Annotated in this window: 13 protein-coding genes and 1 pseudogene; all 14 read right to left on the bottom strand. The window is 49.8% G+C overall.

The genetic code is table 11. From position 1 onward, the window contains the following. Positions 1-316 (bottom strand): annotated as a pseudogene (locus GJ1_RS09635) (RNA-dependent DNA polymerase); the annotation flags it as partial. Between the two features lie 339 nt (positions 317-655). After that, positions 656-1000, bottom strand: coding sequence for a diversity-generating retroelement protein Avd (gene avd, locus GJ1_RS09630; RefSeq protein WP_066231577.1), 345 nt, complete (start codon positions 998-1000; stop codon positions 656-658). Between the two features lie 72 nt (positions 1001-1072). After that, a complete protein-coding gene (locus GJ1_RS09625; RefSeq protein ID WP_066231574.1) occupies positions 1073-2158 on the bottom strand; it encodes an SUMF1/EgtB/PvdO family nonheme iron enzyme in 1086 nt (361 codons plus the stop codon). Further along, positions 2158-2529, bottom strand: a complete 372-nt coding sequence (locus tag GJ1_RS09620) for an AAA family ATPase (RefSeq protein WP_066231570.1) — start codon at positions 2527-2529, stop codon at positions 2158-2160. Before GJ1_RS09620 ends, GJ1_RS09625 begins: the two co-directional genes overlap by 1 nt. A 12-nt stretch (positions 2530-2541) precedes the next feature. Next, a complete protein-coding gene (locus GJ1_RS09615; protein WP_066231567.1) occupies positions 2542-3042 on the bottom strand; it encodes a signal transduction protein in 501 nt (166 codons plus the stop codon). A 3-nt stretch (positions 3043-3045) separates the two neighbouring features. Next, positions 3046-3342, bottom strand: coding sequence for a hemolysin (locus GJ1_RS09610; RefSeq protein ID WP_066231565.1), 297 nt, complete (start codon positions 3340-3342; stop codon positions 3046-3048). Between the two features lie 5 nt (positions 3343-3347). Beyond that, a complete protein-coding gene (locus GJ1_RS09605; protein WP_066231562.1) occupies positions 3348-4226 on the bottom strand; it encodes a phage tail protein I in 879 nt (292 codons plus the stop codon). Next, positions 4219-5334 carry a baseplate assembly protein gene (locus tag GJ1_RS09600; protein ID WP_066231559.1) on the bottom strand — a complete coding sequence of 372 codons (1116 nt, stop codon included), beginning with the start codon at positions 5332-5334 and terminating at the stop codon, positions 4219-4221. The genes GJ1_RS09605 and GJ1_RS09600 overlap by 8 nt, the downstream gene beginning before the upstream one ends. Beyond that, positions 5312-5617: a GPW/gp25 family protein gene (locus GJ1_RS09595; protein WP_066231556.1), complete on the bottom strand. Its 306-nt coding sequence runs from the start codon at positions 5615-5617 to the stop codon at positions 5312-5314. The genes GJ1_RS09600 and GJ1_RS09595 overlap by 23 nt, the downstream gene beginning before the upstream one ends. 5 nt (positions 5618-5622) lie before the next feature. Then, positions 5623-6291, bottom strand: coding sequence for a phage tail protein (locus GJ1_RS09590; protein ID WP_066231553.1), 669 nt, complete (start codon positions 6289-6291; stop codon positions 5623-5625). After that, positions 6275-6763 carry a phage baseplate assembly protein V gene (locus tag GJ1_RS09585; protein ID WP_066231549.1) on the bottom strand — a complete coding sequence of 163 codons (489 nt, stop codon included), beginning with the start codon at positions 6761-6763 and terminating at the stop codon, positions 6275-6277. The genes GJ1_RS09590 and GJ1_RS09585 overlap by 17 nt, the downstream gene beginning before the upstream one ends. After that, entirely contained in the window at positions 6763-7782 is a 1020-nt protein-coding gene (locus GJ1_RS09580; RefSeq protein ID WP_066231546.1) for a phage late control D family protein, read from the bottom strand. The genes GJ1_RS09585 and GJ1_RS09580 overlap by 1 nt, the downstream gene beginning before the upstream one ends. Further along, the gene (locus GJ1_RS09575; protein ID WP_066231544.1) at positions 7775-8062 is read right to left on the bottom strand and encodes a tail protein X; all 288 of its coding nucleotides are present in this window, start codon (positions 8060-8062) and stop codon (positions 7775-7777) included. The genes GJ1_RS09580 and GJ1_RS09575 overlap by 8 nt, the downstream gene beginning before the upstream one ends. Beyond that, the gene (locus GJ1_RS09570; RefSeq protein ID WP_066231542.1) at positions 8059-11457 is read right to left on the bottom strand and encodes a phage tail tape measure protein; all 3399 of its coding nucleotides are present in this window, start codon (positions 11455-11457) and stop codon (positions 8059-8061) included. The genes GJ1_RS09575 and GJ1_RS09570 overlap by 4 nt, the downstream gene beginning before the upstream one ends. Positions 11458-11569: the final 112 nt, after the last annotated feature.

The following is an 11569-nucleotide window of genomic DNA, read 5'->3' as shown; positions in this document are numbered from 1 at the left end:
CGGAATCGTAAATAAACTGTTTATCGAGAATAGGTTCTATGATACGATAAATGGCCCATTGAACAACTCTGTCTTTAAAAGGCAGAGCCATAATCAACCGTTTCTTAGGATCATATACGTAGAATTCGCGGTACTTGCCGACTTTGTATGTTTTATGGATTAGTTCGTTTTGTATCTGAATGAGATTCTCCTCTACATTGTGTGTAAACTCCAGCACATCACCACGAAATCTCTTGTTCTTCCTGGCGTTCAGGTAAGCATTCCACAGGTTTTCGTAGTCGATGATTTGCGCGTATAAATTTCCTAACCGTTTCATCGTATCGTAATCCTCTCCAAAATATGTTTTACTAGCTGACTGTATCACCCTTCGGAGCAGAAACCTACTAACTGATTCGCCAGCAATTCATTTTTTTGCCCATAATAGCCATTTGAAGAGGGCAGGGAAACGGACCCGTTTTCCTTCGCGCTGCCAACAAGCGCAATGCGCTTGAAGTTTCGGGCGAGGAGAACCGCGGAGCGAAAGCCGATGTCAGGAGACGAGTTCGAACGAGCGTTGTTCAGGTTCAACGCGAAGACGCCAGCACTCGCGCCATTGTCCCAGTTGCCGCCGCGAAGCGCAATACGCTCACAAATATGGCCCGTTCCCCAATATGTACTATTGTTTGGTCGATTTCATCCAGCCGCCGATCATTCTTCCTAATTCATCGAGCAGCCGTGACCAATTTTCATATTTTTTGAAAGGCAAAAATCCAAGCCCGTTGCCTAGCCGAACCAGATATCTCAAGTTATCTAGCTCGATATCAATATCTTGAAGTGTGGTCTTTTTGTAGTATCGTTTGTTCGCTCGAATAATAAGTCTCAGCAATTCATACATTGATCGTTTGGTTTCAGCTGCAAGCGTATGCTTTTCTGATTTCGGATACTGCCGAAGAGCAATATATCCATACATGATCATGTCGTAGCATTTTTGAAGCACTTTTAAATCTTCTTTATTTGCCATTGAAATCACCTTTCAAAATGCGAGGACCAGCTACCGCTGGTCCTTACAGATTATCAGATTTCAGATTCCAGATTACGGCGCGATGTACGCGGAGCGAAAGCCGAAGTCAGGAGACGAGTCCGAACGAGCGCGGCTCAGGAGCAACGCGAAGACGCCAGCACCCGCGCCATGGTCCCAGCGGCCGCCGCGAAGCGCAACACGCTCACCGTAGTTACGTACGTATAAAGCATCGCCTCCATGATTTGCATCAATCGGCGCAATTGCTAAGTGTTTTAATAAATCCGGAACCGTAAAACCTGATTTAGCAGTCAATGCTTCAAAAGCTACGCTGCTGGTTCCATAGTAAGCGTCTGAACTTGGGTTAGTTGTAAACATCGGATTTGTTCTTTCAGCTCCAAGCACAGGATCGCCGCCGACATCATGATTTGTTTCGTTTGCATCTCCGGGCGTCGTGTTGTCGAAATACACACCCGTGTCGACCCAGCCGTCAACTTTTCTTGGTCCTTCCGGTGTGTTGTAGTTATTGTCCTGATGGACATAGATCTTTCCGTCAATCAGTTTCAAACCATCGACCCATTCCCATACGTTCCCGTTGAGGTCGAAAATACCTTCATTCGTTCCATCGTGCGACCAGCTGGCAGGACCTGATCCAGTAGCAACGCGCCCTTCTCTCGTTGTTCCGTTATCGTTATACGTGTAAGTTACTTTTCCGCGCTCATGCGTTGCTGAATGGTCTTTTCCAAAGTTGTTATTGCCTCGAGGCATAAACCCGTTCTTTTTGCACCACAAAGCAATCGCGGCCCACTCGGCATTCGTCATAAGATGCCACCCTGGACCTTTTGCCGAACAGTAGCTCTTTGCTTGGTCATATGTGACATATGTCTTCGGATCTTGGAAAGGAATAGAGTATGCGCGTCCGTCATGCACGATATTTTGATATTTTGAAATCCAAATTTCGCTTTTTACAACACCATTAACGACAAACGCCGGATGCGGAACGTTAGGCGCCCCGTTGATGACATCTGATAAGTTGAATTTAGGAATGCAAACCATGATAGACGGATTACCTTTGTCATCATACATAACAGTGTTTTTGCCGCCAGTTGCGGATTCCACGGCTTGTCGATAAGTATCCTTGATCGAAAGTACAAATGGCATTATTCAGTCACTCCTTGTTCTGTAGATTCGTTTTGGCCATAACCGGCAGGCAGAGCCCACAATCGGAGTTCAACTTTATTAATGTCAAGCTCACGATCGCGCTCGATATAGATGTCGTTTCCTTCTTCGTCAACTTCGCCGCTAGGAACCAGCTCGCGTTGTTTCGGAGGGATAATGATTGTAGCTACATACCAAGCGCCGATGCCTTCACGCATGGTTTGCAGCTGATTGTCTAGGCAAATATCGATAACCTTTTGTACATCAGACTGTCTTTCCTGCAAATCGATAGATACCTGTCCTCCAATCGTCAACACTTTTCCCTGTAGCGAATATTCCGCTTTTGGTCCTTGATTGATTTCAGTGATAATCATTTTATCTCCTCCTTAGACTGCAGGATTGATTAAAGTCCATAAAAAAGTGACCGATTGCGCGCTACCGGTCATTCTCACCTTGAATCCATTTTGAGTCTTGTCGTATACCTCCAATCTTCCGGCAAGGCCCGCATCGCCGCTGATCGGCGTCACGATCACGTCGTAGTTCGGCGCGTTAATTTGCGCAAATCCCGTCAGACTTACCTGGACAAAAGGATCGGAATCTCGGAAATAGCCGTTAGAGGACGTCCCGGTGATCGTTGCCTGCCCTTGCAGCAAACGTTGACTTTTATACTTCTGAATTTCAAGATTGTTTAATCGAGCCTGCTGCGCTAGAAACTCTGCTAAAACGCCAATGTCATAGTGCGCCAGCAAGATGCCAGCCTCGATGTTGTTCATGTTCTCCTCGTCGACCGGCGTGCCTTCGACGATGACCTGCCCAGTCGCTTCATCAAGCACACGGTCTTCCCAGACGGTCGCCTCGTATGTCCGACTGCGATGGATGTCAGCCATTTATCATCCCTCCTGCACTGTAAATTTAAATTCGAATAAACGCCCCTTGTTTTTCTCGTGTATTTTATCGGTCGTCAGTTCCGCAAAAACATTCCCGCTCGCATCAAGGAGTCGCACCTTCGTCACTCTCCCAACTGGATCCTTGGTCGTTAAATAGACATGCTTGATGACGCTTGTACCAGAAATGATCGACCTGCGAATTTTCCCCTGATATACTCTCCCGTCTACGGTATAGTCAGCCGAGACGCAATTTTGGTCGATCACACTCGCAATTTTTTGCAATGCCTGTGTCGTCAACATCACCATCACCACCTTTTCCCTGCGTAGGTTTTGCCACAAAACGCGACAGTGGACGCCCCGTTTTTGGTCCGTGGCAAGACGATAGATGCACCTGTGTTTTTTTCTGCCGTCGCATTGCCAAGAGGCATCGGCGAATAATGGTACGTGCTATATCCATTGGCATATTGTTGCGACAGCATTAAAAAAGACGCTGTTCTAGCGCCCGTTTTCGTGTCGTTGTTTAGCCGTCCAGGATAAATCTCACCAGTAAAATAAGGAGTGGCTACTCCATCCGCCGATGCCGGCAAAACCCTTGCCCGCGTCTGCGATGATCCGCCTGGCATTGCTATCCCTGTCCGAAAAGACATGACTGGCTTAATACGTATACGATCCGTATGAACGATCTTAAAGTACGTACCCTCGCTCCTGCGGAACCAGATGGCATCCAATCTTGTGCTTTTTCGCTTATTGGCGTATAGGAGCCGCAGTAAAACTGGGATGTCACTCTCGTTTTTAAAATCCTCGTCCGTTTCAATCTTGAAGTGGTAGGGCTGTCCGTCATATTCGAACCACTCCCGCAGCCGTGCGTTTTTGAAGAAGATCGACGCGACTTCCTCAACCGCCCAGGCCGTCCCCTTCCGTCTATGCACCAACTCTGCATTTGCAATCAACGCCCGTTTTTGTTGCTCAGGCAAAGCTGGATCATAAAAATCGACGTGTTCTTCGTACGCAACCATATCCAGCGCGAATGACGGCGGCGCTGCCGCCGGATTGAGGATGTCGATCTGTTGCAAAAAAAGCTGAAATTCATGTTCAATCGCTTCTGCAAGGGCGACAGTCACTTCGTCCTTTTTCAAGCTATCGGGCAAGATATCGGCCAGACGCAACTCATCCAGTTTAATCATCAACTAGCCCTCCAAACGTCAGAGACACATTGCTTTCCTTCGCCACTTGCGCCTTAGATACTTCAATAAAGCTTGCCGGTGATTGCACAAAACACCTTGATGCTCCAGCCGCTTTTACCCGGGCGATCAATTCGCTTGGGTCTACCCATCTACCCAATTTGCTTTTTTGCCACACAATATATTCATCCGCCGCCTTTTGCACTTGCTTTTGAATATCGGCTAAAACGCTCGCCTTGCTGCGTGGTACGTAGTACGTCATAGAGATGTCATACGACACAACCTCCGGCGCACGCACGATTACTCGATCCGTCAGCGGTCGGATTGTTTTATCGTTGCAGATTTCTAGCACGCGGTCCAGAACTGTTTGATCCGGCAGCTCGCCGTTTTGAAGTAAAACAACGATCTCAACTACGCCGTCGGACGGTGAATCGACAGACACGTCCACAATCCGTTGGTCGGCCGTCTGCGCGTAAAAGATATATGCCCCCTCTGGCCCTGCCGTGCTGTACCTTTCTGGTGATTGTTGGATACGCTCGGCGTACGAGTCATCATCTTCCCAGTCCGTACCCCCGCTCGTCTCCGTAATGTTGTATACTTTCGACACAAACGGGATGGGGTCAACAATGTTGGTAATTTGTCCAATCAAAAACCCATTCCCGACCGGCCCTGCTTCCGTGCACTGCACTTTCACATCCACGTATTGTGTGCCTTCGGGAACGACCGTTTCTTCAACGGTCGCAAAAAACACCTCGTTGCCGTACGCTACCCGATGCCCCTTCGGAATGACCATGTTCCGAATAGGGTTCAATTCATATCGCATGATACACTCTGCCGCCTTCGGTCCAAGCCGCGGAACCCCTTTTCGGCTGCCGATGTGGTCTAAGTAGTCATCCTCCGCATAAGCGAGGGAGTTCTGCTTTGCTGTGTAATCAATTCGGTTATAACCTAAAGAGAAAGCGTAAGCGATGGCTTGTAGAAACTTCCGACGCGGGTCCGCCTCCGCCAATACGATCCCGGTTTTTTCTTCGAATTTCGCGACCATTTCCGCTTCGATTTCGCTAGGGTCTCGGTTCACAAAATCGATGTCAGGCAGTCCAAATCTCGCCATTTTCCTTTATCACCACCTTTACGCGCGGGATTAGTCGCCCGTCGAGTGGATCAGCAGAAAACTCCACACTCTCCACCGATACACGAGGTTCGTATCTTTCGATTTTCTCAATTACCTCAGCCGTAATCGCAGCCTGCGCGAATTGGATAGGAGCATCCACCACACCAAAACTAATCCCCATAGGAATATCCAACACACACGTCCCTACGATCGTCGAGAGAATAAATCGCACGTTTTGAATAATCTCCTCACTTCCCGTCGCTCCGTAGTTGATTCTCTCCATGTCCATCACACCTTTTTGAACCGGACGTATTTAGGATTGGCAGAAACATACGTCCCTCCGCCCAGGCTGTACCAAGTGATGTCTGTTTTTACAGTGCCGTACACCTTATACGATTGCCCCTTACGCAATACGCGAACGATGCGAGCTTTGAGGCTTGGCCCCGAACGAAGGTTCAGCATCCCTACCCGTACAACGATTTTGCCAATCGGCCCCTTTTTTGATGATCCCCCACCTTTAGGCGGAGGGGGCTTCGGTTTGCTCACGACCGGTTTATACGGCTCTGGGTACTCAGTGAGTATGAGCTCGAGATCTGCTGACAGCAGTGTGCCGTTCGCCGCCCGGACGCTATATATCTCCCTCATTTCTGATATGACCCAGTACGACGTGCTGATTGGCGAGTTTCCGATGATGAATTTAGAATAGGTCCCAGCATCGCGAGCAGCCCGCAACTTCTTGATGATGTCGGCTGGATTGACTCCAAGGAAGGACGAGACTTTCACCGTCATCTTGATTCGTTCAAGGCCCGACCCTAAGAATTCAGGGACCGGTTTTCTGTTGATAACTTCATGCTCCTGCCACCTCGACTCACCTTGCCGCTCCATCTCATTCATCGTCAGTATTTTTTGTGATGACACTTCAAATGTGATGCCCGCAAAACTACCGATTTTCGCCAACAGCCTCACCCCTAACTGGCGGAGATGTTTCGCCGTTTACCCCAATATGTGTATGATTCTTGAGACTCACGCCGTCCGCGATCACATCGCCAATGACTGTCACATTTCCGTCTGTCCTGACAGTGATCGGCCCCTTACATTCGACAGAAAGGGTGCGTGCTTTCGTGTTGTACCGGATCGTAGTTCCATCCTCAAATCGCATCGTGCGCATATATTTTTCCTTTTCCGGCGGAACGTCTTCGTCGTTGTATAGTGCGCCTAATACAAAACCCTCGTGATTGGAGTTCGGCAAGAACAACACGAGCACCTGCTCTCCGACATCCGGCATCCAGTACTCCTTATTTTTCATCGCCCCTCTGACTACGATGGGGAGCTCTGCCGTCACTAGATTATCCCGGTCGTCAAAGGTCACCCTGACTCTGCACTTCTCCGCATTCACCGAGGACACAATCCCGACTCTAACAATATCCATCAGTATCCCTCCAGGCACTTCCTGGCATTGATTGCTGTTACAGTCCCGTTTTCCCCGCCTGCAAAACGGGTTTGAGTGATGATGTACTTGCCGTCAAACCCGCCGAACCCCTTTACATTGATCGTCATGCCGGAGAAAAAATTTTTGATTTCCGAAAAAAGAAAAGACGCAGTGTCCGCGTCCTTGTTCGCTTCCCTCAACCTCTTTTTTGCGAGCTTCATCGCCTCGGCCGTACTCTTCACCTGTTCGTTGATCACTAAAATCCGCCCGACTTTTGGGGCTTTCGATGGCGTAAAGGTATATCGGATCGTCTTCTTTTTCGATGGGTCGCGATATTCCACCTTTGCTGCTCGATATCGCCCATTCAAACTTTTTATGAACTCATAGTCAAGTAGATACGGGTCACTCATCTGCACGGTCGCTTGGGCAGCTGCCTTCTCATATTTCGCCTCGTCCATCACCACAATAGTTTTATTTGAGATTTTTAGAGACAGCCCGTTTTCTTGGCAGAGCCGCATCAGAAACTTGATGTCTTGTTCGCTCGCTTGCTCAACCCGGTCAACGTCTGGATTTTCATCGGAATTGTACTGCAATTTCATGCCATTTGCTTTGGCAATATCCGAAAACACCGTTTTGAGCTTGGTTTTTTCCCAGGATCGGCTTTTTTGCTGACCGCGAAGACTACCGGACTCAGGAATGCTGATGGCGGCGATGCGAACCCCTTCCCTATGCTTTAGACCGATTTCATCTATTTCGAACAGCCCCATGACTTTCGTATGTGTTTTCCCGTCACCGTACCAGTTCTGGTGCACAATAGACGCGGTGAGGAGCGCCCCTTGAGGCGGCATCCATGAACCACGCCAGAGTCTTTGTGTATCTTCCAATAAAATTTCCAAATCATCAGCAGCTCCAGACAAATTGTCCGTGATCACCCATTCCTTTAAAAACGGATGTATATAGGCATCTAATTTCTGATTATTGTACTTCAAGCTTAGATAGGCCCGACGAGCATTAGCCATATGCCCCGCCCTCCATCACATCTTCCATACCTTCTACATGATCGTCAACGGCCGCTTCTGTGTCTTCAACCTCTTCCGGAACCTCTTTCATCCAGAACGGTGTTTCATCCACCAATCCCTCAATATCAGGGATTTGCAATGTGACCCCATGCGAAAAGACAGCGATATCTCGATATCGCTGATTATAGTCCAGCAATACTGTCATGAGATACTCGCTGCCGTATTGTTCATATGCGATTTTACTCCAAGTATCTCCCTTTTTTGTCGTGTACGTTTTCATGTGTACGACACCCTCGCTTTTTTGCGAAAGAACGAATTCATCTGCGACTCAAAATTAATTCGCTCGCGCTTCAAAACAGGCTCGATTTCCCTTGCTTCCGCACCGTGAATGACAGGGGCAAAAGTGATATGAATCTGCTGCACAGACGCTGTTGTAAGCTCTTTTGATTTTTGGCCAAGCCCTAACATACGCCCCGTTTGCTCGTATAACGATAACGAACGAGGATCGCCGGGACGAATCGGGATAATCGCCTCTGGTTTTCCTGCCTCTGCGACCATGCCTACATGAGCTTTGCGGAAAATGCCGCCTCGCGCATGTTTTTCTACTCTTCCACTTCCGCCGCCTGAAAACCTTGGAGCCGGCACGGAATCAATACGGGCAGCCAAGCGATTCAGTGCAGACTTCACCACATCGGCAGCTGACTGAATTCCGTAAATCGATGCCACCCAGCCGCTCGCTTTGCCTATATAGGACGCCAAAAGCGACATGTTCCCTTTGGCCATTCCTGCGCTGGTTTGGATACCGTAAATCGAAGCGACCCACCCGCTTGCCTTACCAATGTACATGGCTAGCAAGGACAGGTTGGTTTTGACCAAGTTAGCACTGGACTGCACTCCAAAAAGGGAGGCTATCCAGCCGCTCGCTCTTCCTGCGTACATCGCCAATAGTGAAATGTTATTCGAGGCTTGTGCCCCGTGCGTGGCGATAGGGAAAATGCCGCCGACAATCTTCCCTGATGCCTGGCCGGTGTACATCGTCAACAACGTCATGTTATGCGATGCCAACTGGGCATTTTGGGCTAATGGAAAGATAGCGCCAACGATTCTGGAAATCGACTGCCCTGTATACATCGTCAAAAGCGACATGTTGGTCGAGGCGAGCTGGGCGTTCTGTGCTAACGGAAAAATTGCGCCGACAATCCGGCCGGTCGCTTGCCCGACGTACATCGTTAACAAACGAAAATTCTGTTCCGCTTGCGCCATCGCCGCTATTAGGGATGCGGCCTGTTGATTGATGCCGCTTGCGTCAGCAGTCGATTGAGACGACGTGGTTGATGCCGGCCCGGGCGATTGAGCCGCTGCCCTAGCCGCGTCAGTCGCCTGGCCAGCCGCAAATTTCCCCAGCAAATACCCACTGATACTGCCGATCACGCCACCAATTGCCGTGCCGATCCCCGGAGCGATAGCAGTTCCGAGCGCCGCTCCGATTTTGGCACCAGCCCACCCCCCGGCTAGACCGCCCGCCGCTTGCACAGCCGCTTTTGTCTTATCCTCCGCTTTATATATGCTGTACGCCTCCGTGGCAAGACTGATCGGCAGCGCCAGCTTCCCAGCCACTTTCCCGGCCTTCGAGAGCGCCTCGCCAGCACGAGCTAATTTGCCCGACGACTTCGCAGCTTGTTCTGCCGCTTTGCCGGCCGCACCGGTTGATTTAGTATAATCACCAAGATGTACAACTTTTGCCGCGGCGCTTTTCGGTTGCGTCTGCGTTTGGGCTTGAGCGTTCGCTTGTTTCGGGGCGGGCGGCGGAGTTGGAGTGGTATCCGGCGGCGTTTTCCCCCTAATTTTCTTTGCTGCCTCGACGGCCGCGCCACGCTTGTCCCATACATACTTACCAGCAGATATCGCCCCTTTGGCTAAAAGTCCACCGGTTAAAATGTTTGCTAATAGCCCAAGCCCTGCTGCACTAGCAAAGTTCCCTTGTCCGAGTTGATTCAGCGCGCTAGTTAAAAGCCCCTTCAATGCGCCGACATAAGCATTCACAGAGATTTCAGCCAGCTTTGCAAAAATCGCTTCAAACTTCTTGCCACCTGGGCCGTTCACCCAGTCTTCGATTTTTGTTGCTGTTTCGTCCAAGGCATAGATGACTTTATCGCTTAAATCCATGTCCTTGAACTTGTTCCATTTCTCCCACTGCGATCGGTATTCATCAAGATAGTCCGGGTCCATTTTTGCTCGCAGCGGGTCAAATGTTGGCTTGGTCACGGTGAACGGCGATAAGATGTCGTCAAGCGCCTTTCCTATCCGCTTCCCGAATTTTTCGGCGCGGTCGGTGTTATTCTCGAAAATATCCGCTGTTGCGTGTGCCACTTTTTTAATTACCGGGAGCGTACCCTCTGCCGCAATAATTTGCAACGTTTCAAACGCGCCACGGAGTTGTTCCACCGCTCCCGCCGCGTTATCCATCTTTTCTTTCGCGACATCAAGCGCTGTTACTTTCGACATCTCATCATACATTTTCTTAATGCCGGCTGCGCCTTCTTTCGCCAGGATTGTCGCTGCTCGGATGGAGTCGGAGCCAAACATCTCAAAAAACGCATCGGTGCGCTCTTGGTCTGTTAACTTGCCGAATTTCTGATGCAAGATCTCCGCGACCTCGGCCATGTCTTTTAGCTGGCCATTTGCATCGAACAGGATATTTGTCCCATCCTTGAGGATCAGTCCGTATTTCCTAAATAGTTCAGCTGCTTTCTCCGATTTTGGTTGGACGTTAGCCAAGAACGTTTTTAGCGATGTTCCGGCGTCGCTTCCCTTTAGCATGTTGTTGGAGAACGCTGCCAGCGTCGCGTTCACTTCTTTAAAACTGACGCCGATACCATCGGCTACGGGACCGACCGCGCTCAGCGCATATTTCAACTCGTGTACATCGGACGATGACGCATTTGCCGCCCCTGCGAGGATATCTGCTACCTGAGCCGCTGTCAGCGCATCTTTCTTGAAACCGTGTAATGAGTCAGACATGATCTCGGCCGCTTCCGACAACTCAAGCCCGCCGGCTGTAGCTAAACTCAGTGCCGCTTTAAGTCCGCCAGCTTGCACGATCGCAGGAGAAATTCCTGCTTTTAATAATTCTTCAATCCCCTGCGCTGCCTCTAGCGCGCTGTATTTCGTGCTCGCGCCTGTCTCAAGCGCCAGCTGACGCATCTTCTCCATCTCTTGGCTCGTGAGTCCTGTGACAGCCTTGATCGATGAGAGCTGCGCCTCGAAGTCCATAGCCTTTTGGATAGAGGAGTACGCCGCCGCTGTCGTGGCTGCTGATGCCGCCGCCATAGGGAGAGCCGCCGCAACTGCGCTAGATACCCTGCCTCGAGTATCTTGAAACTGCTGCATCAACTGCTTCTGCTTTTGCAGCTGTTCCTTTACTTTTTGTTGCTTCTGCGCCACTTTTTCGAGCTGGGAAACTAATTTTTGATGCGCTGCGGCGTATTGCTCTGCCGAGAGCTTGCCGCTTTTATATTCCTTATCCAGTGCTCGCAAGCTGGATTTGAGTTCCTTTGCTTCCTGCTTCAGTTTCTCTGCTTTAGCCGAGGCCGAGGCGAAAGCGTTGGTGAAACTATTGCCCAGCCTACCGGCGATATGAAAGCTCATTTCTAACACTTTTCTAGCCAACGCCATCACCTCTCTGCCTCTTCTTTTTGGATTTCGTGGACAACATCAATCCATTCGTCTATCTCACTGAATGTTTGTCCGAGATAGTATTCCACTGATGTTGTCGTAGCCATAGCGA

The sequence above is a fragment of the Geobacillus jurassicus NBRC 107829 genome (assembly GCF_001544315.1).
In the GTDB taxonomy this organism is placed as follows: Bacteria; Bacillota; Bacilli; order Bacillales; family Anoxybacillaceae; genus Geobacillus; species Geobacillus jurassicus.
This window is presented reverse-complemented; position numbering and strand designations above follow the sequence as displayed.

Excerpts from the sequence above, each read along its gene's own strand:
- GJ1_RS09585 (WP_066231549.1), bottom strand. The coding sequence starts at position 6,763 with ATGGATATTGTTAGAGTCGGGATTGTGTCCTCGGTGAATGCGGAGAAG.
- GJ1_RS09570 (WP_066231542.1), bottom strand. The coding sequence starts at position 11,457 with ATGGCGTTGGCTAGAAAAGTGTTAGAAATGAGCTTTCATATCGCCGGT.
- GJ1_RS09620 (WP_066231570.1), bottom strand. The coding sequence starts at position 2,529 with ATGATTATCACTGAAATCAATCAAGGACCAAAAGCGGAATATTCGCTA.
- GJ1_RS09600 (WP_066231559.1), bottom strand. The coding sequence starts at position 5,334 with ATGGCGAGATTTGGACTGCCTGACATCGATTTTGTGAACCGAGACCCT.
- GJ1_RS09595 (WP_066231556.1), bottom strand. The coding sequence starts at position 5,617 with ATGGAGAGAATCAACTACGGAGCGACGGGAAGTGAGGAGATTATTCAA.
- GJ1_RS09580 (WP_066231546.1), bottom strand. The coding sequence starts at position 7,782 with ATGGCTAATGCTCGTCGGGCCTATCTAAGCTTGAAGTACAATAATCAG.
- GJ1_RS09610 (WP_066231565.1), bottom strand. The coding sequence starts at position 3,342 with ATGTTGACGACACAGGCATTGCAAAAAATTGCGAGTGTGATCGACCAA.
- GJ1_RS09605 (WP_066231562.1), bottom strand. The coding sequence starts at position 4,226 with ATGATTAAACTGGATGAGTTGCGTCTGGCCGATATCTTGCCCGATAGC.
- avd (WP_066231577.1), bottom strand. The coding sequence starts at position 1,000 with ATGGCAAATAAAGAAGATTTAAAAGTGCTTCAAAAATGCTACGACATG.
- GJ1_RS09575 (WP_066231544.1), bottom strand. The coding sequence starts at position 8,062 with ATGAAAACGTACACGACAAAAAAGGGAGATACTTGGAGTAAAATCGCA.
- GJ1_RS09615 (WP_066231567.1), bottom strand. The coding sequence starts at position 3,042 with ATGGCTGACATCCATCGCAGTCGGACATACGAGGCGACCGTCTGGGAA.
- GJ1_RS09625 (WP_066231574.1), bottom strand. The coding sequence starts at position 2,158 with ATGCCATTTGTACTTTCGATCAAGGATACTTATCGACAAGCCGTGGAA.